The following is a 25,978-nucleotide window of genomic DNA, read 5'->3' as shown; positions in this document are numbered from 1 at the left end:
CAAAATGTATCGTTGCGTAACCGACTGTGGCTTTTTTAAGATAATGGAAGGACGTACTGAATGTGTGAATCCGCCGATGTTCCCGATGGCAAGCAGTGGCATTTCGCTGTCTCTGATCCTTGCTACTGCGGTTCGTTTTAGGATAGGCTTGTTGCTTCCACACCTTCCCTCAAATAAAGAGAAATCCCGTCAACTATGGATATGCCATCCCACCAACTCACCATGACCGTGCTGATGTCGCCCGACATGGCTAATTTCTCCGGCAATGTGCATGGCGGCGCCATTCTCAAACTGCTCGACCAGGTAGCCTACGCCTGCGCCAGCCGCTATGCCGGGCAATACGTGGTGACCCTGAGTGTCGACCAGGTCACCTTCCGCCAGCCGATTCATGTCGGCGAGCTAGTCAGCTTCCTGGCCAGCGTCAACCACACCGGCACATCGTCGATGGAAGTCGGTATCAAGGTGGTGGCCGAAGATATCCGCACCCAAGTGGTGCGCCACGTCAACAGCTGCTTCTTCACGATGGTGGCGGTGGATGGCGAGCGCCGTCCGGTGGCAGTGCCGCCGCTGCGGCCATTCAGCGGCGATGAAAAGCGCCGTTTCGAAGCAGCCATCCTGCGCAAGCAGTTGCGCCAGGAATTGGCTCGCCGTTTTGAAGAGGTCAATCCGACCTGAATCGGTGCTGCCGGCTCGACAACTGGTCCGGCCGCATTTTCACGCTCTCGAAGCGCTACAAATTTAGGGATCAGGGCGACATGATAGTAAGACCAATGCAAAGCTGGTTCCGTATGCTATTCGTATGGAATGGCTCGGTGCTGCAAACGATCATCCCGCAATTGATCGTCATCGGGATATTGAGCAGTCTGGCGGTGCTGACGCATGGTCGTGTTTTAGGCGAAAAAATTCCGCTGAGTACCGTGCCGTTTACCTTATTCGGCTTGACGCTGGCGATTTTCCTGGCGTTCCGAAACAACGCCAGCTATGCCCGCTTCACCGAGGGGCGGCAGCTTTGGGGAAACCTGCTGATTTCTTCGCGCACGCTGATGTCGCAGATCCTGTGCTATTTGCCCGATAGTGCCGACGAAGCGGGGCGCGTTCGCGTAGCCAATACCCTGATTGCGTTCACCTATGCCCTGAAACATCAATTGCGCGGGACCGATGCCAGCGCGGATCTGGCTCGCCTGATCGGCAAGCAGCGAACCGAGGAACTGGGGCGCAAATACTATAAGCCGGTAGCAATTCTGAACGACCTGCGCAGCCAGCTTGCCGCTCCCAACGGCGTGGTACAGGAAACCGACATGACCCGCTGGATGCTGGACAAGCAAATCAACGAACTGGAGAGAAGTGTTGGCGGCTGTGAGCGGATAGCGTCAACCCCGATTCCTTTTGCGTATAGCGTGTTGCTGCACCGTACGGCATACGCCTATTGCATGCTGCTGCCGTTCGGGCTGGTTGATTCGACCGGAATTTTTACGCCGCTGATATGCGTTTTCATTTCCTATACGTTCATCGCGCTGGAGGCGATTGCGAAAGAAGTCGCCGAACCGTTCGGCTTGGCGCCCAACGCCCTGGCGCTCGACGCGATCACCCGAACTATTGAGCGTTCGATTCTGGAGCTATGCGGCCGTGAAATCCCTGAAGAAATCACGCCGGTGCGTCCCTATCAATACACCTAGAGTGCACCGGGTTCAAGATCAACGCAGCATAGAGACAGGATCAAATAAATATGGCAATCCCACAGACAATGCTTTCGGTAGTGGCGCGCGATGAGGTGCATCTGCAGTTTACGTTGAAAGCGAATGCCGACATCAAGCAACTCTTCAACACGCTCGGCAAGCTCTGGGAATCGGAAATAACCGGCATTGCCGATCCAACGCTCAACCAGCATCACCAATTGACCGGAGGCACGGCAAACGTTGTGCTGGGATTCAAGCCCGAGCTATGGCGGCAGGTTTCTCCGGCGGATGTCCCGGACAATCTTCATTCTTTCGATGAGGATATCGTCGGCATCAACGGCATGGCGGCCCCGGCGAGCCAGCACGATCTTTGGGTCTGGATCACGCAGTCAAACGCCGCAACGCTGTATGACAGCATGAGCAAGGCGGTGTCGCTGCTCAGTCCTTTTGCCGATCTTGCCAGCGAGCAGATTTGTTTTCCCTATCATAACAACGTGACATTCGACGGCTTCGCGGATGGCGTGGCAAATCCGAATCCGTTCCGCGCCAACAGTGTGGCCATCATTCCCGATGGCGAAAAGGGCGCAGGGGGATCCACCGTGCTGATCCAGAAATGGCGGATGGACGTTGAAAAATTAAGGGGCTTGTCTGTGTCCGCCGCTGAACATGTCTGGGGCCGCACCAAAGCCGGAAGCCACCAGCTATCGCCTTTGCCCGAGGATTCCCACGTCGGCAGGAACCAGTTCAGAAGAAACGGCGAAGAAATAGACATCGTTCGCAGAAACGCCAATTACGGCAATGCGAAAGAGGCGGGCATCATGTTTGTCGGCTTTTGCCGCGATATCACCGTCACCGTTGGGATGCTGAAACAGATGTACGGCGTAGGCCCAGATGGCGTCTCGAAAACGGACCGGTTGCTGGAGTTTTCTTCCGCACTTTCCTCGGCAATCTATTTTGTGCCAAGCCTGGATGCTTTGTCGAAAATGAATATCTCGCCCGCAGATCCTGACTAAGAATCTGCGTTAGAATACTGTATATATATACAGTATTTGGTGGGGTCATGTCAGATAATCAAGCAAAGCCGCGCGTGGGGGTCATGCATTTCCACGCGCCAGGTGGCGCCCGCAAGGGGCGAGGCGCCACCGGCAACATCCAGGGCCGTTACGAGATCGGGCAGCGCGAGGATTTCGATGACGGCTGGGGCGACGAGGTTGACGCAGAGCCGAAATCGCCGCTGCGTACCGTGGTCACAGAAGTACAGGCCAAAAGCATCCTCAGCCGCAACGCCTCGCCGGATTTGCCTTTCAATGTCTCATTGAATCCCTACCGGGGCTGTGAGCACGGCTGCATTTACTGCTTTGCACGGCCGTCGCATAGTTACCTGGGTTTGTCGCCCGGGCTGGATTTCGAGAGCCGGATATTTGCCAAGGTCAATGCGCCGGAGCTGCTGATGCAGGAGTTGGCCAAGCCATCCTATCAGCCCGAGCCGATTGCGCTCGGCATCAATACCGACGCCTATCAGCCTTGCGAGCGCGAACTGCAACTGACGCGGCGTGTCCTGCAGGTCCTGCACGATTGCGAGCATCCCGTGGCCCTGATTACCAAGTCGTCGCTGGTCGAGCGCGATATCGATTTGCTGGCGGCCATGGCGGCCAAGCGGCAAGCGGTGGTGGCGGTCACCATCACCACGCTAGATCCAGCCATTGCGCGCACACTGGAGCCCCGCGCCGCAGCCCCGGCGCGTCGTTTGCGCGTCGTGCGCACGCTGGCTGAGGCCGGAATTCCGGTCAGTGTCAGCATCGCGCCGATCATTCCTTTCATTACAGAGCCCGATCTTGAACGCGTGATTGAGGCGGCGGCAGAGGCGGGCGCGTTGCGCGCCGGTTATATTGTGTTGCGCCTGCCGTGGGAGGTGAATCCGCTGTTCCAGGACTGGCTCAATGCGCATTTCCCGGAACGCGCAAAGCGCGTGATGAATCGCATCCGCGAGATGCGTGGCGGCGCCGATTACGAAGCCGATTTTGGCAAGCGCATGCGTGGAGAAGGTGTGTGGGCGGATCTATTGCGACAGCGTTTCGAAAAAGCCGTGGCGCGCGTCGGGCTAGGGGAGCGTGGGTCGTTGGGCATGCTGGATGCCAGCCGTTTCAAGCGTCCTTATGTGCCTTCGGAAAAGGAGCGCTTGTCAGGCCAGTTGGGTTTGTTTTAGCTGGCGCGAGGTCATGTCTGGCCTTTCAGGAGCACCAGCAGCGCACCGGAACCGCCTTCGGCTGCGGTGGCCTGGCAGAACGCCAGCACTTCATCCTTTTGCACCAGCCAGTTGCGCACCTTGGATTTCAGCACCGGCTCCTTGTTGATTGAGCCCAAGCCCTTGCCGTGGATGATGCGGACGCAGCGCCAGCCGCGCTTGGCGGCCAGCCGCAGGAATTCGGCCAGGGCTTCGCGCGCTTCATCGCGGCGCATGCCGTGCAAATCGAGTTGCTGCTGGATGGTCCAGTGGCCGCGGCGCAGCTTGCGCATGACGTCGGGGCCGATGCCATTGCGAGTGAAACTCAGCGTTTCATCCGTATCGAGCAGGGTTTCGATGTTGAAATCGTCGGACAGCGACTCTTCCAGCGCGGCTTGTTCGTCGGCCAGGTGTTGGCGGGCGATCGGCAGCGGGCGCGGGATGTCGGGTATGAATTTGGGGGGCACCGCCAGCGGTTTGACGTTGCCGATGCTGCTGCGGAAAATATCGGCGTCGCGCCGGGCTTCCTGTTCGCGCCGCTTGGCTTCAGCGGCAGCAGCCTGGCGTGCTTCGTCCTGCGCCTTGATTTCCTTGCGCAGCGATTTGAGGGCGCTGAAGTCTTTGATCGGGCCGGCCATGATGTGTGCGTCTGCTAATAGTGAAAGGCGGCGGTGGCAGGGTGGGCAAGTGTGCCCACCCGTGACTTTTAGTCTTCCAGGAAGCGTTGTGCATCCAGTGCCGCCATGCAACCGGTGCCGGCGCTGGTGATGGCTTGACGGTAGATGTGGTCCTGTACATCGCCGGCGGCGAACACGCCCGGTACGCTGGTCGCGGTGGCCATGCCTTCGAGACCGGTTTTGGTCTTGATGTAGCCGTTGTGCATCTCCAACTGGCCTTCGAAAATGCCGGTGTTCGGCTTGTGGCCGATCGCGATGAACACGCCGTGCAAGGTGATCGGCGTGATGCTGCCGTCGGCGGTCGACTTGATGTTGATGCCGGTGACACCGCTGGCGTCGCCGGTGACTTCGTCCAGCGTGTGGTTGTACTTGATGACGATCTTGCCTTCGGCCACTTTGGCGTTGAGGCGGTCGACCAGGATCGGCTCGGCGCGGAACTTGTCGCGACGATGGATCAGCGTAACCTTGCTGGCGATGTTGGACAAGTACAGCGCTTCTTCAACCGCAGTATTGCCGCCGCCGACCACGGCGACTTCCTGGCCGCGGTAGAAGAAACCGTCGCAAGTGGCGCAGGCGGAAACGCCTTTGCCCATGAACGCTTCTTCCGATGGCAGGCCAAGGTACTGGGCCGAAGCGCCGGTGGCGATGATCAAGGCGTCGCAGGTGTATTCACCGGAGTCGCCGATCAGGCGGAATGGCTTTTCCGACAGCTTGGTGGTGTGGATGTGGTCGAAAATGATTTCGGTCTTGAATTCTTCCGCATGCTTGAGCAGGCGCTGCATCAGTTCCGGACCTTGCACGCCGTGCGGATCGCCGGGCCAGTTTTCGACATCGGTGGTGGTCATCAGTTGGCCGCCTTGCTCGACGCCGGTAATCAGCACCGGATTCAGGTTGGCGCGGGCGGCGTATACCGCGGCGCTATAGCCGGCAGGTCCGGAGCCGAGGATCAGGACGTGGGCGTGCTTGGCTGGTTTGGTGGTGGTCATTGTTGCCTCAGATAACAGATGTCAAAAACAAATGCGGGACAGTGCCTCACAGTCGCTGTAGCGTGCGAACGGCGCTGTTCCCAACTAATAAGACGATATGAATGCAGATTTAAGGCCGCTGGTGGCGGATAATATTGTCAAGATCGTCAAATTGCCTGTAAAAACTCGGTAAGATTATAGTCGAGCTGCCAGCCATACGTGTGCGGCGCATCAAAAATCGGCGCTGGCGACGCCTGGTTTTGGGCCTGTTTCAGATAGAAACATCAAACGCTGACTAGTTATATTGGTATTGGGTGCATAATTTCAATTAACTATCGGAGAATTGATGTACGGCATCCAATGTCGATAAGACAAATATTGCGGTATCGCTGACAGCTGGCGACGCGGCAATAATGTGGCAACAATGTAGTGCTAACACAGCAACACCAACCGGATTTATGACTAGAACAAGCCAAGCCTATACCCGCAACACCAAACCGCAGGAAGCCCAGCCGCTGCCGAGCCGCCTGGTGCGGCTTTTGTATGAAGCGCGCTGGATCATCTTTGCGGTGCTGACCGCCTATCTGGTGATCATTTTCGCCAGTTATTCCAAATTCGATCCGGGTTGGTCGCGTTCCAGCGGCGGCGGCCAACTGCACAACTGGGGCGGCCGTGTCGGCGCCTATCTGTCCGATTTGATGCTGTTCGTGTTTGGCGCTTCCGCCTGGTGGTGGTGCGCACTGCTGTTCAAGATTTTGTGGAATGGCTACCGGCGTATTTCGCAGCGCTTCCTGGTGGAAAAAAATCCAGAGCCGGAGCATCACCAGGAAGGCCTGATTCGCGGCGCCGGTTTCGTGCTGATCATGATTGGCAGCATGGGCCTTGAATTTACTCGCATGCATTGGTTGGCAGCCCATGTGCAGTTGCCGCGTGCGCCGGGTGGCGTTCTGGGTCAATTGATCGGCAGCGGTGCGCAATCGGCGCTGGGCTTTACCGGCGGGACCTTGTTCCTGCTGTTGCTGTTTGCAATCGGTATCAGCCTGTTCTTCCACATGTCGTGGCTGACGGTAGCCGAGCGCATCGGCGCCGGCATCGAGAACGGCCTGCTGTGGCTGAAAAATTTCTACGTCGCCCGCGAAGACCGCAAGGTAGGGCAGGTTGCCGCCGTCAAACGCGAGGAAGTGGTGGTGCAGGAGCGCGCCAAGATCGTGGTGGCGCCGCCGATCCGCATTGAACCGCAGGTTGTTGCGGTGCCGAAGTCGGAACGCGTCGAGAAGGAGAAGCAAAGCACGCTGTTCCAGGATCTGCCGGATACCAACCTGCCGCCACTGTCGTTGCTGGATGAAGCGCCGCCGCAGCAGCAGACCGTCAGTGTCGAGACGCTGGAATTCACCAGCCGCCTGATCGAAAAGAAACTGTCCGATTTCGGCGTGCAAGTCAAAGTGGTGGCGGCCTATCCAGGGCCGGTGATTACCCGTTACGAAATCGAACCGGCGACCGGCGTCAAGGGCAGCCAGATCGTCGGCCTGGCGCGCGACCTGGCGCGTTCGTTGTCTCTTACCTCGATCCGCGTGGTGGAAGTCATCCCGGGCAAGATGTACATGGGCCTGGAACTGCCGAATCCGAAGCGCCAAATCGTGCGCCTGACCGAAATCCTCGGTTCCAAGGTCTACAACGACGGCGTTTCCAGCCTGACGATTGCGCTCGGCAAGGATATCGCCGGCCATCCGGTGGTGGCCGACCTGGCCAAGATGCCGCACTTGCTGGTGGCGGGTACCACCGGTTCAGGCAAATCGGTGGGTATCAACGCCACCATCCTGTCCTTGCTCTACAAGTCTGATCCGAACCAGGTGCGCCTGATCCTGATCGATCCGAAGATGCTGGAACTGTCGATCTACGAAGGCATTCCGCATCTGCTGGCGCCAGTCGTGACCGACATGCGCCAGGCCGGGCATGCGCTGAACTGGGCGGTCAACGAGATGGAGCGCCGCTACAAGCTGATGTCGAAGATGGGCGTGCGTAACCTGACCGGCTACAACCAGAAGATCGCCGAAGCCGACAAACGCGAAGAAAAAATCCCGAATCCGTTCAGCCTGACGCCGGATGCGCCGGAGCCATTGGAGAAATTGCCGACCATCGTCGTCATCATCGACGAGTTGGCCGATCTGATGATGGTGGTCGGTAAAAAGGTCGAAGAATTGATCGCCCGCATCGCGCAAAAAGCACGCGCCGCCGGCATCCACTTGATTCTGGCGACACAGCGCCCATCTGTAGATGTGATCACTGGCCTGATCAAGGCCAACGTGCCGACCCGGATTGCTTTCCAGGTCAGCAGCAAGATCGACTCGCGCACGATTCTCGACCAGATGGGCGCGGAAGCATTGCTCGGCATGGGCGACATGCTCTACATGCCGCCCGGCACCGGCCTGCCGATCCGCGTGCATGGCGCGTTCGTGTCGGATGAGGAAGTGCATCGGGTCGTTGATTATCTGAAGGAACAAGGCGAGCCGAATTACATCGAAGGAATATTGGAAGGCGGCGTGCTGGAAGATAGCGCCGACGGCGCGGTCGGCGGTGCAGCCACCGGTGGCACCGAAGGCGACGAACTTTACGACCAGGCGGTGGCGGTGGTGTTGAAAAATCGCCGCGCCTCGATTTCGCTAGTCCAGCGCCATCTGCGCATCGGCTACAACCGCGCCGCGCGCCTGCTGGAACAGATGGAAACCAGTGGACTGGTTTCAACCATGCAATCCAACGGCAACCGGGAAATCCTGGTGCCGGCGGGGAATGGCAATACGGAGTAATTGAACATGCAAAAGAAAATAACCGCCAGCTTGGTTGGCAACAGGAGCAACAATATGTTTGCCAAAATCAAATCGGGCCGCCTGATCGTCGGCCTGTCTTTTTCGATCGCCATGCTGCCTTCGCTGGCCAGCGCCAGCGCGCTGGAACAGTTCAAATCGTTCGTCACCGGCACGCAATCGGCCAAGGGCGATTTCTCGCAGCAACTGGTCAAGATTGATGCCGCGACCAAGACTCCAAAGGTGTCCAGCACTTCCAGCGGCATCTTTATTTTTGCGCGTCCGGGCAAATTTATCTGGACCTACCAGAAGCCGTACGAGCAGATATTGCAGGCTGATGGCGATAAGCTGTACATCTACGACAAGGACCTGAACCAGGTCACCACCAAGAGCCTGGGCAATGCGCTGGGTTCGTCACCGGCGGCGATCCTGTTCGGCAGCAACGACCTGGAAAAGAATTTCATCCTGAAAGAAGGGCAAACCAAGGATGGCCTGGAATGGCTGGAAGCGACGCCAAAAGCCAAGGACACGACTTTCGACCATATCGGCATCGGCCTGCGCAACGGCTTGCCGGAAGCGATGGAACTGCGTGATTCGTTCGGCCAGGTATCGCTGCTGACGTTCAAGAACGTCGTCCGCAATCCGCCATTGTCGGCCGGTCAGTTCAAATTCGTGGTGCCGAAGGGCGCGGACGTTTTCGACAGCAATTAAGCGTAGTCGAGTAGGGTGGGCACGAGTGCGGTAACGCGCGGGAAATAGGCCGTAGAGTAGGGTGGGCACGAGTGCCCACGCGGAATGCGGTAACGCGTGTGCAAAAAACTTGCCAACCCTACGCCAGTTTCAGGAATTCCAGCTTGTTGGCGACATCGCGCCATTCCTCATGCTCCGGCAGCGGAGCCTGGGATCGCGTGATCGGCCGCCACTCCGGATGGGCTGCCAGGCGGGCGTTGATTTCGACGAAATGCCGTTGCTCATCGGGCAGGTCGATTTCGTTGTAGATCGCTCCCACCGGGCATTCCGGCACACACATCGAGCAATCGATGCAGTCGTCGGGAACAATCACCAGGAAATTCGGACCTTGCCGGAAGCAGTCCATCGGACAGACTTCGACGCAGTCGGTGTATTTGCACTGGATGCAGGAATCGGTAACGACAAAGGGCATGGTCTGTTGGTGAAGTGGTAACGCATCCTGGCAGGATAAAAGCCGTCCTCAAAGAGGGGCGGCAACGCTGACATCGAAAATCGACACGGATTCTCTCACAATGCGCATTTTCCTGCCCGCAGGCGCCGCAACAAGGTGCCGACGGCAGCATGGCATACCCTGCTAGACTATCTGCTCTTCAACCGAATGGTTTCAACCCCAACGCTTTCGTCCTTATTTCCACCCCTATGTCAGATCTGTTCAAAGTAGAACCCACACCGCCTCTCGCGGAAGCCTTGCGTCCGGCGACGCTGGACGAAGTCATCGGGCAGAGCCATTTGCTGGGGCCAGGCAAGCCGCTGCGGCTGGCTTTCGAATCCGGCAAGCCGCATTCGATGATCCTGTGGGGGCCGCCTGGCGTCGGCAAGACCACGCTGGCGCGCCTTACCGCGAATGCCTTCAAATGCGAGTTCATTGCCTTGTCCGCCGTGTTTTCCGGGGTCAAGGACATCCGCGCGGCGATGGAGCAGGCGGAGCAGAACCTCAGCATGGGCAAGCACACCATCCTGTTCGTGGATGAAATTCATCGCTTCAACAAATCGCAGCAGGACGCGTTGCTGCCCTATGCCGAATCGGGACTGGTGACCTTCATAGGCGCCACCACCGAGAATCCATCTTTTGAAGTCAACTCGGCGCTGTTGTCGCGGGCGCAAGTCTATGTGCTGAAGTCGCTCACCGACGATGAACTCAAGCTGCTGCTGACGCGGGCGCAGGAACAGACTTTGACGCATCTGGAATTTGACGATGTGGCGGTGGATACGCTGGTCGGTTACGCAGACGGCGATGCGCGCCGATTCCTGAACCTGCTGGAACAGGCCAACACGGCTTCCCGGGCCGGAAAAACCAACCGGATCACCGCCGAATTTGTGCAGAATGCGCTGACCCTGAATGCGCGCAGGTTCGATAAAGGCGGCGACAATTTCTACGACCAGATTTCCGCACTGCATAAATCGGTGCGCGGCTCCAATCCCGATGCCGCCCTGTACTGGCTGACCCGGATGCTGGACGGCGGCGCCGACCCGCGCTATCTGTCGCGCCGCATTGTGCGCATGGCCTGGGAGGATATCGGCTTGGCCGATCCGCGCGCCATGCAGATTGCCAATGATGCCGCGTTGACGTTCGAACGCCTGGGTTCGCCGGAAGGCGAGTTGGCGTTGGGGCAAGCGGTGATTTATCTGGCGATTGCCGCCAAGAGCAACGCCGGTTATAACGCCTACAACCAGGCGCGGGCGTTTGTGAAGCAGGACAAGTCGCGCGAGGTGCCGGTTCATCTGCGCAATGCGCCGACCAAATTGATGAAAGAGCTGGGATACGGACACGAATACCGCTACGCCCACGATGAGCCGCATGCCTACGCTGCCGGCGAAACCTATCTCCCCGATGGCATCGAAGAGCCGCGCTGGTACGAGCCGGTGCCGCGCGGTTTGGAAGCAAAGATTGCCGAGAAACTGGCGTTCCTCAGGAAGCTGGACGAAGACGCCGGCAAATCATGATCGTCAGGAATGGCATGGCGCTCCTCGATTTCCCGGCGCGCCGTTCATTCCGCTCAATCTGTTGATATATTTATAGGTGGCCACGCGCAAAGCTGGGCGCTATCACTCCCGAGTGCAGCAAATTGACGACGTGATAGATGCCGAAGATCGGTAGCCCGGTCGCCTGCTGCACTGCCGCCGCGTAGGGTTGCAGGTTGGTGCATTCGAACAGGAATGCGCCCAGGTCAGGCGCCTCTGCCTGCATCGCCTGGCAAACCTCGACAACTTCCCGTCGCGTTTCATCGACATCCAAAGCGTAATCAGCTGTGTTGCCAGTGCCGAGGATGCTGGCGAAAGACGGACGCGACTCCATGCCTCTCACCAGCAACTTCCAGCCGGGATCAACGCCTGCCGCCAGCAAATGCGCCGGCGACAGGCTTTGTGCATTCGCCGTGACGATGCCGATCCTGCGTTTTGGCCCGAGCATGCGGCGCAGCATCGGCGCCAGGAACAGGCTTGATGTAATCACCGGCACGTTGACGGCTTCGGCAATTTCATCCTGGACGATGGTCAGGAAACCGCAGGTCGTGGTGATCGCGCGCACGCCATCGTTTTCCAATTCCTTGGCTGCCTCGATAAATGCCGGCAATTGCGCGCGGGCGCGATCCGGCGTGGCAACGATTTCCTTGGCCTGCGCCCCGTGCACGACCTTGTAGCGCACCGGGAAGTCGAAGGTGGTGGCGTTGCCGACATCGCCGGGGATCCTCGGGAATTTTGTGTCCAGCACTAGGATGCCGACACTTTCTCCATAAATGGCGCGTCCTCCGTGGATGATCATGTTTGCTCCGGAATGAGTGTGGTGTGAACTAGTTTTTGCCGGCGCGATTCCAGGGGAAACGCGTCACCGAATACGGCGCTGGATCGATGATGGGCGGTCGTCCAGAGATCAGGTCTGCCACCAGGCGGCCGGACGTCGGTCCGGATACCAGGCCGATATGCCCATGCCCAAAAGCGTGGAATATTTGCGCGCAGCCCGATGCTTGCCCGAGTACCGGCCGGCCATCGGTAGTGGATGGCCGGTTTCCCATCCAGCGCTGGATGACGGCTGTCTTGGCAGATTTGGCCAGCGCCGGGTAGGCGGCCATTGCATGTTGCAGAAGCTTGTCGGCGCGGCTCCAATCCGGTGCTGCCGGCATGCTGGTCAGCTCTACCTGGCCTGCGACGCGGAAGCCGGCCAGCGTCGACGTGTAGCCGATCTTGGTATCGCCGGACATCACCGGCGTGGCCAGCTTGAATGGCGGATTTTCGACGATCACGTGATAGCCGCGTTCGCTTTCCATGCAGATGTTATCGCCTGCCAATTTGGCCAGTGCCTTGGAGTGAATACCGGCGGCGATCACCGCGCGGTCGCAGGCAAGTTCCCCGGCGTCGGTCAGGACGGCGCGCAAATGACCGTTCTGGATATCAAATCCGGAAGCGCGGGCGCGCAGCAGGGTAGCGCCCTGGGCGACGGCATGTTTTACAAGTGCCGCTACATAGGTGCCGGGATCGAGGCAATTTGCGCCTTGTTCCAACAGGATGCCGAACTGATAGGTCTCGCCAATTTCCGGCGCCAGTTCGTGCAACGCCTGCGCATCCAGCTCTTTCCAGCTTATCTGGTTGTCACGCCGCAAGCGCCAGGCCAATGCTTCGGCCTCGAAGGCGGCGCGGTTTGGGTAGGCGTAAAGCAGGCCGTGGCTGATGATTAATTCCGGTACTCCGGCTTCTGCGGCCAGCGCGCGGTGCCGTGCCGGCGCCTCACGTAGCAGGGCGGTCAGCGCGCGCGCGGTGGCTTCGACCCGGGCGACGCTGGCGCCAGCCAACAGGAAGCGGATCAGCCAGGGAAATAGCGCCGGTAGCGCACGCCAACGTAATGTCAGCGGACTGTTTTTGTCGAGCAGGTATTGGGGTATTTTTTTCCACAAGCCCGGCATCGACATCGGTATCACCGAAGCCGGACTCAACCAGGCCGCGTTGCCGTAGCTGGTGGCCTGCGTTCCGCCGGGATCGCCTGCTTCAACCAGTGTGACCTGATGGCCGTCGCGCAGCAACTCGATGGCGCAGGCAGCGCCGATGATGCCGGCGCCAATAACGACTACTCGCAACGCGCTGGGGGCGCTGTCATTTGAACTCATGCACTTTCCTTGTGGCTCATGCCGCGTTGATGTTTGCTGTCTTGAAGCGCGACAGGAAACTGCGCGTCGCTTCTTTCTCTGGATTGTCGATGACGACGCTAGGCGGCCCGCACTCGACCACGACGCCGTCGCGCATGAAGATGACCTGGTCGGCCACTTCTCGGGCAAAGGCGATTTCGTGCGTCACCAGGATCATGGTCATGCCGTCTGCCGCCAGCGAGCGGATAACGCTCAGCACTTCGCCGACCAGTTCCGGATCCAGCGCCGAGGTGGCTTCGTCGAATAGCATGACATCGGGCTTCATGGCCAATGCCCTGGCGATCGCAACGCGCTGCTTCTGGCCGCCCGACAGCATGCCCGGATAGGCGTCTGCACGATCGCTCAATCCTACCCGCTGCAGCAGCGCGTCGGCAGTAATCCGCGCATCCTGCTTCGGTATCTTGAGCACCGTGACCATGCCTTCCATCACATTCTGCCGCACGGTCATGTGCGGAAATAAATTGAAATGCTGGAACACCATGCCGGTCTTGGAACGAAAGCGCGCCAGGTCCCTGGCTTTCGGCAGTTTGGTGTGTTTGCCGTCAAACGCGATCGACTGGCCGCCGACGTTGACTGTGCCGGCGTCGGGGATGGTAAGCAGGTTGATGCAACGTAGCAAAGTCGATTTGCCCGATCCTGACGGGCCGATCATCGCCACCACCGAGCCTTTGCTGATCTCCAGCGAGATATCCTTCAAGACGACGTTATCGCCAAAGCATTTTTTAAGATTGCGGATTGAAATCATTTCACTGCCCATGGCTATGCTCTCCCGCCGTCAGACATTTTTACCTCTAGCCGTTTTGCCAGAATCGTTGCCGGCAGCAGGATGGCGAAATACAGGACCGCGATCAGCGAGTAAATTTCCAGTGGCCTGTAGGTGTCGTGGGCGATGATCTGGCCTTGGTAGAGCAGGTCGGGCACCGCCAGCACCGATAACAGCGAAGTGTTTTTCAGCTGCATGATGGATTGGCTCACCAGCGGCGGCGTCATCCGCTTGAATGCTTGCGGCAGCACCACGCGCCGCATCAGCTGGAACTGCGTCATGCCCAATGCCAGGCCAGCTTCGGTTTGTCCCGGATCGATTGAAATCACGCCGCCGCGAATGATTTCGGAATAGAATGCGCCGCCATACAAGGTCAGCGCCAGGACCGCCGCCATCCCCGGCGTCAATTCGATCCCGGTCAGGATCGGCAGCGCGTAGTAAAACCAGATCAGTTGCACCAGCACCGGCGTGCATCGGAACAGTTCCACGTAAGCACGGAACGGCCCCGAAATGTAGACCTTCGGCGACAGCCGACAGAGGCCGGCGATGAGCCCAACCAATAGTCCGAGTATGACGACGATGATGGTGTAGCCGATGGTGTAGCCAAAGCCGACGAAGATGATGTTCCGGTACTGCCAGAGCGTCTGAAAATCCCATTGATACATGCCTGCCCCGCCGCTTAGAAATGGACTTGTGGTGGAAATGCGGTCGGCGGCACGCCAACCAGGCTTTGCATATTCGAGAGAATGATGCTTTTGACTTTTCCAGAGGCGCGGGCTTCATCCAGCCAGGCATTCACGGATTTCATGAAGGTTTGATCCGTTTGCTTGCGGATGCCGACGTTGGTCGGATTGGTTTCGGGCGGCGTCGGGAAAACGATATGGCCAACGTTCGGCAGCTTGGTCAGCAGCGCGGTCGACAGAAGAATCACCAGCACCTGGCAATCGACACGGCCGGATTGTAGCGCCATGGTGGCAGCGGCAGAGGATTCGAATCGCAGGATATTGGCCTTTGGCAATATCCGCGTCACCAATTGATCGTGGCTTGAGCCGACATCCACCGCTACCTTGACGTTGGGCGAGTTAAGTTGATCCCAGCGCTCGAAATTGAATCCCTTTTTTGCGACGACCGTGTTGTAGTTCTGGAAAATCGCGCCGGAAAAATCTACCACTTCGCGCCGGGCCGGCGACGGCGCCATACCGAGTTGCGCGTCGATCTTGTTGGTCTGCACATCAAGCACCGCATTGCCCCAGGTGGTTTCGACCCATTCGACTTCGGCCTTGAGGTATTTGGCAAGTTCGAGGCCCAGGTCGACCATGAAGCCGCGCCACTGGCCGCTCGCCAGGTCCTTGGTGAAATAAGGAGAAGCGCCGTTGATCGCACCCAAACGCAGCTTGCCGGTACGCTTGATCCTGGCCGCAGTCGATTCCGGCTCCTGGGAAAATGCCGAACCTGCAACCATGAGCGAGCCGACGGCAATGGATTGGGCGATGAAATCGCGGCGATTGATATGCATGTCTGTCTTCCTTGATGATAATTGACTAGGAAAAATACGTCTTACGGCAAAAAAGTTGTTCCGAATTATGTTGTCCATCTGGACATGTCCGCGCCGTCTCTCGTCTTGAAGCAAGATTAAGGCCTGTTGTGTTTGCTATCCCCTCGGGCTTATTTTTTAGTGTGTAAATGGAAAACCATTTGCCAAGGGATAGCGTCTCACGACTTGGCCGTTGGTTCCATGCAAATATCGATTTCCCGATGAAATATTTCGCCGACCGGATGGCTCGTGCCGCCGGCGACCGATAAAACGCAGATGCAAACGGTCGTTGTTCGACGCAACAAAACACGGCACGGCCGCTCCGTTTTTCGCGCCTGGCCTTGCGCAATAGGCTAAACAATATTGGTTTTATGCTTCTAAGTTAATTTGAAAAAGTTGCTTGACTCCAGTTTTAGTGTGACTATAATTTCCGACGCCTGACCGAGGTAAGAAACGTATTCAATATTAAAAAATTGCTTTCATTTTGCGGCGCTTGAGAACACATGCATGACGTGTCTGCCGCAGTGGAAGCAATGGACCAGGTACAGGCCGGAGACAAGACAATGGAAATGCCACAGCTGGGCGAGACGATTCGCGCGCGGCGTCATGCTGTCAAGAAGACGCTGGTGCAAGTCGCCTCCGAAACCGGATTGACTGCGGGATTCCTGTCGCAACTGGAGCGCAACCAGACCAGCTCCTCGATTACCTCGCTGGTGGTGATCGCCAAGTCACTGGGCGTGACCATTGGCGACCTGATCAAGCAGCCTGCGCAATTGCGGCCGGATACCTATCGTGGCCAGCGCCAGCCGTATTCGGTGCAGCGTGGACGCGTCAAGTACGAGCGCTTGTCGACGGTCTTTCCCGGCAGTCAGGTGCACTCGGTGAAATTCACGATGCCGACCGGGTACAAGTCGGAAATGGTGTCGCACGAAGGCGATGAAATGGTGTTCGTCCTCAGCGGCAAGGTCGGCTACACGGTTGGTAAGGACAGTTATGTGCTGCATGTCGGTGACAGCCTGCATTTCGATGCCAAGATTCCCCATAGTATTGAGTCCCTGCCGCACGAAAATGATGCGGCCGAGGTGGTTTGGGTGGGGACGGTGGCATTGTTCGATGGGCCGCAATCTGCAGCTTCAGAGGATAGGGAGCTGCTGCTGCGTGGCACGGAGTTTTTTTGATAACTTGGGAAGGATGGCGCGATAGCGTAGTCTCCCGAAGGCGTGGCATGATTTTTGCAATTCGAGAAAGTTTCGAGTTGCCGGTTTTGTTTTACTGCACTTGAGCGGCGCGGCGCCTACCGACAGGGTGGGTGACCGGTATCGACAGTCAGCTGTATCCCAGCTGTAGCCCAACGATTGGAGTCACGATGTATTCGGAATTGATTCAGAATTTCCCCCGTCAGGGTGTCCCGGTCGATATCTCGGCATGGGGACGTCATGTTTGACCGCGCCGTCTATGCGCAACGCCGGCAGCAGCTGAAGCAGCGCTTTACCAGCGGACTGCTGCTATTGCCAGGCAATACCGACGTGTCGATGAACTACCTGCACAACCATTACTGGTTCCGCCAGGATTCATCATTCTCCTACTTCTTTGGTCTGGATCAGCCGGACCTGGCGGCAGTGATCGATATCGATGCTGGCGCCGACTATCTGTTTGGCGACGATCCTGGCCTGGATGACGTGATCTGGGTCGGGCAGCAAGAGACCCTGGCTGAGCGCGCTTCTGCGGTTGCTGTCGCCTCGGTGCGGCCCTATCAGGATCTGGCCGGCCTGCTGGCGCAGGCGCGTGAACAGGGACGAACCATCCATTACCTGCCGCCATATCGCGGCGAAACCATACTGGAGTTGGCAAGACTGTTGTCCTGCACGACGGAACAATGTAAGGCCGGTGCATCTGAAAGCCTGATCGATGCGGTGATCGCCCTGCGCGAAATCAAGAGCGATGTCGAAATCGCTGAAATCGAAAGCGCGCTCGCCGTCACGCGCGACATGCATGTCGCTGCCATGAAGCAGGTACGGCCCGGCACGTTCGAATACCAGGCGGTCGCTGCCATGGAAGGCATCATGCGCAGCCATGATCTGCAAAACGCCTATCCGATGATCTTCTCGCGCAGTGGCGAAATCCTGCACAATCGCGACCACAAGAATCGTTTGCAGCAAGGCGATCTGGTGGTCAACGACTCCGGCAGTTCCAGCGCCCTTGGCTATGCCAGCGACATCACCCGTACTTTTCCGGTTGGCGGCCGTTTCAGCGAACGTCAGCGCGCGCTGTACGAGATCGTGCTGGCTGCGCAACAACTGGCGATCGACGCCATGCGCCCCGGTGTCTCCTATCTGGACGTGCACAAACTGGCCGCCACGCACATGGCCGCAGCGTTATCTGAACTCGGTTTTTTCCGTGGTACACCACAGCAGATCGTGGAGTCCGGTGCCTATGCAATCTGCTTCCCGCATGGCCTCGGCCATCAGCTGGGGCTGGATGTACATGACATGGAAGGCTTGGGCGAGACCCGCGTCGGCTACGACGCCAGCGTTAGCCGCAGCGACCTGTTCGGCCTGCGTAACCTGCGCCTGGCCAAGCCGCTGCGCGCCGGCATGGTGGTGACGGTCGAGCCTGGCCTGTATTTCATTCCGGTGCTGATTCGGCGCTGGCAGGCGGAAGGGCGCCACAGTGAGCTGATCAATTACGAAAAATTTATCGAATACATCGATTTCGGCGGCATCCGCATCGAAGACGATGTGCTGGTGACAGCGACCGGCGCACGCGTGCTGGGACCGGCGATTCCGAAGAGCTGTGCCGACATTGAAGCCCTGATGGCCACTTGATGGTGCTGCGCGATGTAGTGCACACTCGGGTTGCGTCAATCCCATGACTTGTTGTTAAATAGATCAGTTTCACCATAACCCACAGAAAGAGACCTATGATGAAAAGAAAAATGATTGCCAAGATTGGATTGTTGGCATTGCTGTGCGCGACCGCCGGTTATGCGACAGCAGCCAAGACGCTGGTGTTCTGTTCGGAAGGCAGCCCGGAAGGTTTCAATCCGCAGCTCTACACCACCGGCACGACCTTCGATGCATCGTCGGTGCCGATGTACAACCGCCTAGTCGAGTTCGAACTGGGCACCACCAAGATCATTCCAGGCCTGGCCGAATCGTGGACTGTGTCCGATGATGGCCTGACCTACACCTTCAAGCTGCGCAAGGGCGTCAAGTTCCACAGCAGCGCCAAGTTCAAGCCGACCCGCGATTTCAATGCCGACGACGTGCTGTTCTCGTTCAACCGCATGGCCGACGCCAACCATCCTTTCCATAAACTCGCAGCGGGCCAGAGCTTCGGCTACTTCCTCGACATGGGCATGGACAAGATCGTCGATACCGTCAGCAAGACCGACGACTACACCGTCGTATTCAAGCTCAAACATCCTGAAGCGCCGTTCATCGCCAACCTGGGCATGGATTTCGCCTCGATCCTGTCGGCCGAATATGCCGACAACATGAAGAAAGCCGGCACACCTGAAGTGATCGACCGCGATCCGATCGGCACCGGTCCGTTCCAGTTCGTCTCTTACCAAAAAGATGCGGTGATCCGTTACAAGGCGTTCGACGCCTATTGGGGCGGGCGTCCGAAACTGGACAACCTGATCTATGCGATCACGCCGGATGCATCGGTGCGTTACGCCAAGCTGAAAGCCAACGAGTGCCAGGTCATGGCGTTCCCGAAACCGGCCGACATCGAACTGATGAAGTCCGATCCGTCGATCAAGATGATGACCAAGGAAGGCCTGAACATCGGCTACATCTCGTTCAACGTCGAGAAGAAACCGTTCGACAACAAGCTGGTGCGCCAGGCGCTGAACATGGCGGTGGACAAGCAAACCATCTTGAAGACCGTCTACCAGGGCGCCGGCCAGGCCGCAAAGAATCCGATTCCGCCAACTCTGTGGTCGTATAACGACAAGATCAAGGATTACACCTACGATCCAGTCAAGGCCAAGGCGCTCCTGGCCAAGGCCGGCTATCCGAACGGCGTCGAAGTCGAGATGTGGTATCTGCCGGTCACGCGTCCATACAATCCGGACGGCAAGCGCATGGCTGAATTGATCCAGGCCGACTGGGCCAAGATCGGCGTCAAGACCAAGCTCACGACCTACGAGTGGACTGAATACCTGAAGCGCAGCAAGCAGGGCGATCAGCAATCGATGATGTTCGGCTGGTCCGGCGATAACGGCGATCCGGATAACTTCTTCGCACCGTTGCTGGGCTGCGAAGGCGTCAAGGGTGGCGGCAATACTGCACGCTGGTGCAACAAGGATTACGAAGCGCTGATCCAGAAAGCCAAGCTGACGCCGAAGCAGGACGAGCGCGCCAAGCTGTACGAGCAGGCACAGGTGATCTTGCATGAAGAAGCGCCTTGGATTGACCTGGCGCACTCGATCCGTTTCACGCCGGTACGCAAGGAAGTGGTCGGCTTCAAGATGGCGGTGTTTGCGCATCACCATTTTGAGAACGTCGATCTGGTCAAGTAATACCAAGGCGGGGCAGGGAAGGCAGTTTTCCTGCTCCGCCTTTTTTCATGCAATCTCGCGCAACCCCTGCTGAGTCGTCCCGTCACGAGCGGAGCGACAAGGTTTTTAGAATATAGGCATCCCCCATGTTCGGATTTATCCTGCGCCGTGTCGGCTTGGTCATACCGACCTTTCTCGGCATTACGCTGCTGGTGTTCTTACTGATACACCTGATTCCTGGCAACGCCGTCGAAGCCATGACCGGCGAACGCGGCATGGACCCCGCCCGCTACGCGCAAATGGCGCATGAGCTGGGTCTCGATCAGCCGCTGTACAAGCAATATTTCAACTACCTGGGGAATGTGTTCAAGGGTGATCTGGGCGTCTCGATCATGACTCACACCTCGGTCCTCAGCGAATTCAAGACACTGTTTCCGGCGACGCTGGAACTGTCCTTTTGCGCGATGCTGTTCGCGCTGGTGATCGGTTTGCCGGCAGGCATGCTGGCTGCGCTCAAGCGCAATACCGTATTCGATTATTCAGTCATGGGCGTCTCACTCACCGGTTATTCGATGCCGGTATTCTGGTGGGCGCTGCTGCTGATCCTGCTGTTCTCGGTGACGCTCGGCTGGACGCCGGTATCGGGCCGCATCGACATCCTGTTCGATGTGCCGCCGGTCACCGGTTTCATGCTGATCGACAGCCTGCTGTCCGACGATAGCGGCGTGTTCAAATCGGCCGTCTCGCATCTGATCCTGCCTACCATCGCACTTGGCACCATCCCGCTGGCGGTGATTGCCCGCATGACGCGTTCGGCGATGCTCGAAGTGCTGCGCGAGGATTATGTCCGCACCGCGCGCGCCAAAGGTTTGTCGCGGTTGCGGGTGATCGTGGTGCATGCGTTGCGCAATGCGTTGATCCCGGTGGTCACTGTGGTTGGCTTGCAGGTCGGCGTGATGCTGGCCGGCGCGATCCTGACCGAAACCATCTTCTCCTGGCCCGGCATCGGCAAATGGCTGGTGGCGGCAATCCAGCGTCGCGATTATCCGGTGGTGCAGGGCGGTATCCTGCTGTCCGCCACCATCATCATCGTGGTCAACCTGGTCGTCGACTTGTTGTACGGCGTGATCAATCCTCGCATTCGGCATAGCTCATGAACGACGTCCAATCAACCCAAGTCAGCCCAACCGTGGCTGCAATCCCGATGACCGCCGCCAAGCCGCCGCATCCGGCGCGCGAGCTGTGGTCGTATTTCAGCCAGAACCGCGGCGCCGTGATCGGCCTGGTGATCATCATCCTGATGGTGCTGGCCGCCTTGTTTGCCGACGTGATCGCGCCGCATTCGCCGATCGAACAGTTCCGCGACGCCACCCTGGTGCCGCCGGCCTGGCAAGCGGGCGGCAGCAGCAAGTTCCTGCTCGGTACCGATCCGGTCGGACGCGATATGTTGTCGCGCCTGATCCACGGCGCCCGGCTGTCGCTGGTGATTGGCCTGGTGTCGGTCTCGCTGTCGCTCACAGTGGGTATTGTTCTGGGCCTGCTGGCCGGCTATTTCCGCGGCACGGTCGAGATTGCGATCATGCGCTTGATGGACATCATGCTGGCTCTGCCAAGCCTGTTGCTGGCGGTTGCCGTGGTGGCGATCCTCGGGCCTGGCCTGATGAATGCCATGTATGCGATTGCCATCGTGATGATGCCGCACTATGCGCGCCAGACCCGCGCCGCAGTCATCACCGAGATGTCGCGTGATTACGTCAGCGCCTCGCGCATCGCCGGCGCCGGCCCGTTGCGCATCATGTTCAACTGCGTACTGCCGAACTGCCTGGCGCCGCTGATCGTGCAGGCGACCCTGGGTTTCTCCGAAGCGATCCTGGATGCCGCTGCGCTGGGTTTCCTCGGCCTCGGCGCACAGCCGCCGACGCCTGAGTGGGGCTCGATGCTGGCCAGTGCGATGGAGTTCATCCAGAGTGCCTGGTGGGTGGTGACATTCCCCGGCCTGGCGATCCTGGTCTCGGTACTGGCGTTCAACCTGATGGGCGACGGCTTGCGTGATGCGCTCGACCCCAAACTGAAACGATAAAGCGGAAGAACGACATGGCACTGTTAGAAATCAAGAACCTGAGAGTCGAATTCGGCTCGACGGCATCGCCGTTCACCGCTGTCGATGGGCTGGATCTGAACGTCGAAACCGGCGAAGTGATCGGTATCGTCGGCGAATCCGGTTCTGGCAAGAGCGTGACCTCGCTGGCCCTGATGGGCCTGATCGATTACCCGGGCCGGGTCAAGGGTGAGCGCATGGCCTTCGATGGCCGCGACCTGTTGAAGATGCCAGAGAAGGAAAGACGCGGCCTGCTGGGCAAGGACATCGCCATGATCTTCCAGGATCCGATGACCAGCCTCAATCCTTCTTACACTGTGGCGTACCAACTGATCGAAACCCTGCGTGTGCACCAAGGTGGTTCGACCAAGGAATTGCGCGCCAAGGCGCTGGCCTTGCTGAAGCAGGTGGACATTCCCGATCCGGAGCGCCGTCTCGATGCCTATCCGCACCAGCTGTCGGGCGGCATGAGCCAGCGCGTGATGGTGGCGATTGCGATTGCCTGCAATCCGCGCCTGTTGATTGCCGACGAACCGACTACCGCGTTGGACGTGACGGTGCAAGCGCAGATGCTGGACTTGCTGCTGCAACTGCAGCGCGACCGCGGCATGGCGCTGATGCTGATCACGCACGACTTGAGCGTAGTCGCCCAGACCGCGCAACGGGTGGTGGTGATGTACGCCGGGCAGGTGGTTGAAACCGGCCGCGTGCCGGATATTTTCAATGCCCCTAAACACCCTTACACCCAAGCCCTGCTGGCAGCGCTGCCCGAACACAATATCGGCCGGCCACGCTTGCAGACCATTCCCGGTGTGGTGCCAGGGCAGTACGACCGCCCCAGTGGTTGCTTGCTCAGCCCGCGCTGTGCGTATGCGCAAGACCTGTGCCGCCGGCAGCGGCCCGAATTGCTGGGCGAAGGGCAAGTGCAGTCGCGCTGCCATTTCCCGCTTGACGCCGTCGGCCAGCCAACCAATGGCTGGTCCGAACTGTCGCGCAAGACACCTGATGCCGTGCTGAGTGGCGGGGTTGCATGATGATGAATGCCAATATGAATGAAATCGCCAATCCGGTGGTCCTCCTGGAAGCAAAGAATCTGATCAAGCACTATGGCGTGTCGCAAGGCTGGTTCAAGCCGAGAGCCACGGCGCGCGCGCTGGACGGTGTCTCGTTCCAGCTACAGCCGGGTAAAACATTGGCAGTGGTCGGCGAGTCCGGTTGCGGCAAATCGACCCTGGCGCGGCAGATCACGATGATCGAACCGTCGACCGGCGGCGAGTTGTGGATGGATGGCGCCAACATTGCCGATGCCGACCGCGCCACCCTGAAACGGGTGCGGCCGCTGGTGCAGATGGTGTTCCAGAACCCGTATGCCAGCCTCAACCCACGCAAGAAAGTCGGACAGATGCTGGAAGAGCCGCTGATCATCAATACCGAACTCAGCAAAGAGCAGCGCGCGCAGAAGGCGCAAGCGATGATGGCCAAGGTGGGTTTGCGGCCCGAGCATTACGGCCGCTATCCGCACATGTTTTCCGGCGGCCAGCGACAGCGCGTGGCGATTGCGCGGGCCTTGATGCTGGATCCTAAAGTCATCGTTGCCGATGAGCCGGTCTCCGCGCTCGATGTCTCAATCCAGGCGCAGGTGCTGAACCTGATGATGGATTTGCAGCAGTCGACCGGTGTGGCTTACCTGTTCATCTCGCATAATCTGTCGGTGGTCGAACATATTGCCGACGATGTGCTGGTGATGTACCTCGGCAAGACCGTCGAGCACGGCAGCAAGCAGCAGGTCTTCAGCCGTCCGCTGCATCCGTACACCAAGGCCTTGTTGGCCAGTACGCCGCGCATCGATCCGGCCCAGCGCCAGCAAAAGATGATGTTGCCGGGCGAATTACCGTCGCCGCTGGCGCCGCCGCCGGGTTGTGCTTTTAATAACCGTTGCCCGCATGCGATCGACCGTTGCCGCCAGGAAGTGCCGGCATTGCAATCGTTTGAAGGGCGTCTGGTAGCCTGCCATCGGGTTGCAGAGATATCCTGAGCGCTGCCGCCGGTCTGTCTACGGATAGGCCGGCGGCGCGATAGTGTCCCATTTACGGAGCACCATCGCGGCCGGGCTTGGTACAATGGCGACTTATTTCCCTGCCTATTTACTAAGTCCATGATCGACATCCAACTTCTTCGCAAAGACATTGCCACCGTAGCCGAGCGATTGGCTGCGCGCAAATTCCAGCTCGACGTCAACGGCTTCAATGCCCTGGAAGCCGAGCGCAAGCAAATCCAGACCCGCACCGAAGAACTGCAAGGCCAGCGCAACTCGCTGTCGAAGCAGATCGGCATGCTCAAGGGCAAGGGCGAAGACGCCTCGGCTGTGATGGCCGAAGTGGCCGGCATCGCCGACGAATTGAAAGCCTCCGCAACCCGCCTCGACCAGGTGCAAGAGCAAGTCAGCGCCTTCATGCTGTCGGTGCCGAACCTGCCGCACGAATCGGTGCCGGTTGGTCAGGATGAAGCCGGCAACGTGGAAGTGCGCAAGGTCGGCACGCCGCGCAGCTTCGATTTCGAAGTGCGTGACCACGTTGATGTTGGCGCCGCCCTGGGCCTGGATTTCGATGTCGCCGCCAAGTTGACCGGTTCACGCTTTGCCGTGATGAAGGGCGGCATCGCCCGTCTGCACCGCGCACTGGCGCAGTTCATGCTGGATACCCACACCGGCGAGCACGGCTACACCGAATGCTATACCCCATACATCGTCAACGCCGATTCGCTGCGCGGCACCGGCCAGCTGCCGAAATTTGAAGAAGACCTGTTCGCCGTCAAGAAGGGCGGCCAGGAAGGTGAGCAGGGCGTCGACGCCGCTGCCTTGTATCTGATCCCGACCGCCGAAGTGCCGTTGACCAATACCGTGCGCGACGAAATCGTCGGCGGCGAAACCTTGCCAATCAAGATGACCGCGCATTCGCCATGCTTCCGTTCCGAAGCCGGCAGCTACGGCCGCGACACCCGCGGCATGATCCGCCAGCACCAATTCGACAAGGTCGAAATGGTGCAGATCGCCCATCCGGAGAAGTCGTATGAGGCGCTGGAGGAAATGGTCGGTCACGCAGAAAACATCTTGAAAAAACTCGGCCTGCCGTACCGTGTAATGTCGCTCTGCACCGGAGACATGGGCTTCGGCGCCGCCAAAACTTATGACCTGGAAGTCTGGTTGCCGGCACAGAACACCTACCGTGAAATTTCCTCGGTGTCGAATTGCGAAGCCTTCCAGGCACGCCGCATGCAAGCCCGCTTCCGCAACGCCCAAGGCAAGCCGGAACTGGTGCACACCCTGAACGGTTCCGGCCTGGCAGTCGGACGCACCCTGGTGGCGCTGCTGGAGAACTACCAGCAAGCCGACGGCAGCGTCGACATCCCGGCCGTACTCCATCCGTACATGGGCGGCATTACCAAGTTGACTGCGTAAGTATTTGATTTAACAAGAATATTTTGCAGGAAATCGACGCTGATGTTTGCTGTGGCAAGATGAATGAAAAAAGGCATTCCATAGTCAAAAAAAGTCTGCTACAATCTTGCGCTTTGCTGCATTAAATACAGCAAGTCGACCGAAAACCGGAGAGGTGGCAGAGTGGTCGAATGTACTTGACTCGAAATCAAGCGTACGTTAAATCGTACCGTGGGTTCGAATCCCACCCTCTCCGCCAGATATTAGTTTCAAATAGATCTAAGAAGTCCCAGAACCCGCATATCTCACTATGAGAATGCGGGTTTTTCGTTTCATGACGTCTCAGTTGGTTCATTGACATCCCAAAAAATCGGGGGTACTTTCGGGGGTATCAAAAGCACCCCGTGGGGG

23 protein-coding genes and 1 tRNA gene are annotated in these 25,978 nt (G+C 58.6%); 16 read left to right on the top strand and 8 right to left on the bottom strand.

Features of this window, described 5'->3' with window-relative positions:
* Positions 1-195: 195 nt before the first annotated feature.
* From ACIPF8_RS23470 to ACIPF8_RS23455, 4 genes are all read left to right on the top strand, one after another.
* Positions 196-675, top strand: coding sequence for an acyl-CoA thioesterase (locus ACIPF8_RS23470; protein WP_400426015.1), 480 nt, complete (start codon positions 196-198; stop codon positions 673-675).
* Positions 676-755: 80 nt separating this feature from the next.
* Complete coding sequence (locus tag ACIPF8_RS23465; RefSeq protein WP_400426013.1) at positions 756-1,676, top strand: bestrophin family protein; 921 nt, start codon at positions 756-758, stop codon at positions 1,674-1,676.
* 50 nt (positions 1,677-1,726) lie between these two features.
* The gene (locus ACIPF8_RS23460; protein WP_400426011.1) at positions 1,727-2,689 is read left to right on the top strand and encodes a Dyp-type peroxidase; all 963 of its coding nucleotides are present in this window, start codon (positions 1,727-1,729) and stop codon (positions 2,687-2,689) included.
* A 47-nt stretch (positions 2,690-2,736) separates the two neighbouring features.
* A complete protein-coding gene (locus tag ACIPF8_RS23455) occupies positions 2,737-3,882 on the top strand; it encodes a PA0069 family radical SAM protein (RefSeq protein WP_400426009.1) in 1,146 nt (381 codons plus the stop codon).
* A gap of 11 nt (positions 3,883-3,893) precedes the next feature.
* On the opposite strand, the gene ACIPF8_RS23450 is transcribed toward ACIPF8_RS23455, so the two are convergent.
* Together ACIPF8_RS23450 and trxB are read right to left on the bottom strand one after the other, a co-directional pair.
* Positions 3,894-4,538: a Smr/MutS family protein gene (locus ACIPF8_RS23450; RefSeq protein WP_400426007.1), complete on the bottom strand. Its 645-nt coding sequence runs from the start codon at positions 4,536-4,538 to the stop codon at positions 3,894-3,896.
* A 68-nt stretch (positions 4,539-4,606) separates the two neighbouring features.
* A complete protein-coding gene (trxB, locus tag ACIPF8_RS23445; protein ID WP_400426005.1) occupies positions 4,607-5,563 on the bottom strand; it encodes a thioredoxin-disulfide reductase in 957 nt (318 codons plus the stop codon).
* A gap of 437 nt (positions 5,564-6,000) precedes the next feature.
* Between trxB and ACIPF8_RS23440 the strand changes: the two genes are divergently transcribed.
* Positions 6,001-8,346 carry a DNA translocase FtsK gene (locus ACIPF8_RS23440; protein ID WP_400426003.1) on the top strand — a complete coding sequence of 782 codons (2,346 nt, stop codon included), beginning with the start codon at positions 6,001-6,003 and terminating at the stop codon, positions 8,344-8,346.
* A 54-nt stretch (positions 8,347-8,400) separates the two neighbouring features.
* Positions 8,401-9,054, top strand: coding sequence for an outer membrane lipoprotein chaperone LolA (gene lolA, locus ACIPF8_RS23435; RefSeq protein WP_400426001.1), 654 nt, complete (start codon positions 8,401-8,403; stop codon positions 9,052-9,054).
* A gap of 118 nt (positions 9,055-9,172) precedes the next feature.
* Here the strand turns inward: lolA and fdxA are convergent, their stop codons facing one another.
* A complete protein-coding gene (gene fdxA / locus ACIPF8_RS23430) occupies positions 9,173-9,505 on the bottom strand; it encodes a ferredoxin FdxA (protein ID WP_400425999.1) in 333 nt (110 codons plus the stop codon).
* Positions 9,506-9,732: 227 nt separating this feature from the next.
* Here fdxA and ACIPF8_RS23425 point away from each other — a divergent pair, with 227 nt between their 5' ends.
* Complete coding sequence (locus ACIPF8_RS23425; RefSeq protein ID WP_400425997.1) at positions 9,733-11,037, top strand: replication-associated recombination protein A; 1,305 nt, start codon at positions 9,733-9,735, stop codon at positions 11,035-11,037.
* A gap of 70 nt (positions 11,038-11,107) precedes the next feature.
* Here ACIPF8_RS23425 and ACIPF8_RS23420 read toward each other — a convergent pair whose 3' ends face one another.
* Genes ACIPF8_RS23420 through ACIPF8_RS23400 form a run of 5 tightly spaced genes read right to left on the bottom strand, consistent with a single transcriptional unit; the run spans position 11,108 to position 15,508 of the window.
* On the bottom strand, positions 11,108-11,854 hold the full coding sequence (locus ACIPF8_RS23420; protein ID WP_400425995.1) for an aspartate/glutamate racemase family protein: 747 nt from the start codon (positions 11,852-11,854) through the stop codon (positions 11,108-11,110).
* Positions 11,855-11,882: 28 nt separating this feature from the next.
* Positions 11,883-13,190 (bottom strand): NAD(P)/FAD-dependent oxidoreductase, encoded by a 1,308-nt coding sequence (locus ACIPF8_RS23415; RefSeq protein ID WP_400425993.1) that lies wholly within the window; start codon positions 13,188-13,190, stop codon positions 11,883-11,885.
* A gap of 16 nt (positions 13,191-13,206) precedes the next feature.
* Complete coding sequence (locus ACIPF8_RS23410) at positions 13,207-13,986, bottom strand: amino acid ABC transporter ATP-binding protein (protein WP_400425991.1); 780 nt, start codon at positions 13,984-13,986, stop codon at positions 13,207-13,209.
* Positions 13,987-13,988: 2 nt separating this feature from the next.
* On the bottom strand, positions 13,989-14,657 hold the full coding sequence (locus tag ACIPF8_RS23405) for an amino acid ABC transporter permease (RefSeq protein ID WP_400425989.1): 669 nt from the start codon (positions 14,655-14,657) through the stop codon (positions 13,989-13,991).
* A gap of 14 nt (positions 14,658-14,671) precedes the next feature.
* A complete protein-coding gene (locus ACIPF8_RS23400) occupies positions 14,672-15,508 on the bottom strand; it encodes a transporter substrate-binding domain-containing protein (protein WP_400425987.1) in 837 nt (278 codons plus the stop codon).
* Positions 15,509-16,029: 521 nt separating this feature from the next.
* Here ACIPF8_RS23400 and ACIPF8_RS23395 point away from each other — a divergent pair.
* The 9 genes from ACIPF8_RS23395 to ACIPF8_RS23355 all read left to right on the top strand — a co-directional run bounded on the left by ACIPF8_RS23395 (position 16,030) and on the right by ACIPF8_RS23355 (position 25,826).
* Positions 16,030-16,704: a helix-turn-helix domain-containing protein gene (locus ACIPF8_RS23395; RefSeq protein WP_400425985.1), complete on the top strand. Its 675-nt coding sequence runs from the start codon at positions 16,030-16,032 to the stop codon at positions 16,702-16,704.
* A gap of 258 nt (positions 16,705-16,962) precedes the next feature.
* Positions 16,963-18,351 carry an aminopeptidase P family protein gene (locus ACIPF8_RS23390; RefSeq protein ID WP_400425983.1) on the top strand — a complete coding sequence of 463 codons (1,389 nt, stop codon included), beginning with the start codon at positions 16,963-16,965 and terminating at the stop codon, positions 18,349-18,351.
* A gap of 95 nt (positions 18,352-18,446) precedes the next feature.
* Complete coding sequence (locus tag ACIPF8_RS23385) at positions 18,447-20,054, top strand: ABC transporter substrate-binding protein (protein WP_400425981.1); 1,608 nt, start codon at positions 18,447-18,449, stop codon at positions 20,052-20,054.
* Positions 20,055-20,179: 125 nt separating this feature from the next.
* A complete protein-coding gene (locus ACIPF8_RS23380) occupies positions 20,180-21,190 on the top strand; it encodes an ABC transporter permease subunit (protein WP_061532990.1) in 1,011 nt (336 codons plus the stop codon).
* Entirely contained in the window at positions 21,187-22,113 is a 927-nt protein-coding gene (locus ACIPF8_RS23375) for an ABC transporter permease subunit (protein WP_400425978.1), read from the top strand. Before ACIPF8_RS23380 ends, ACIPF8_RS23375 begins: the two co-directional genes overlap by 4 nt.
* Positions 22,114-22,127: 14 nt before the next feature.
* Positions 22,128-23,165 carry an oligopeptide/dipeptide ABC transporter ATP-binding protein gene (locus ACIPF8_RS23370; protein ID WP_400425976.1) on the top strand — a complete coding sequence of 346 codons (1,038 nt, stop codon included), beginning with the start codon at positions 22,128-22,130 and terminating at the stop codon, positions 23,163-23,165.
* A complete protein-coding gene (locus tag ACIPF8_RS23365; protein ID WP_400425974.1) occupies positions 23,162-24,166 on the top strand; it encodes a peptide ABC transporter ATP-binding protein in 1,005 nt (334 codons plus the stop codon). The genes ACIPF8_RS23370 and ACIPF8_RS23365 overlap by 4 nt, the downstream gene beginning before the upstream one ends.
* Positions 24,167-24,286: 120 nt before the next feature.
* Positions 24,287-25,588 carry a serine--tRNA ligase gene (gene serS / locus ACIPF8_RS23360; protein WP_400425972.1) on the top strand — a complete coding sequence of 434 codons (1,302 nt, stop codon included), beginning with the start codon at positions 24,287-24,289 and terminating at the stop codon, positions 25,586-25,588.
* 148 nt (positions 25,589-25,736) lie between these two features.
* A tRNA-Ser gene (locus ACIPF8_RS23355) sits at positions 25,737-25,826 on the top strand.
* Positions 25,827-25,978 lie beyond the last annotated feature (152 nt).

The organism is Collimonas sp. NPDC087041 (assembly GCF_044745265.1).
Classification (GTDB): domain Bacteria; phylum Pseudomonadota; class Gammaproteobacteria; order Burkholderiales; family Burkholderiaceae_D; genus Collimonas.
The sequence above is the reverse complement of the archived record's forward strand: the minus strand, read 5'-3'. Positions and strand labels throughout refer to the sequence as shown.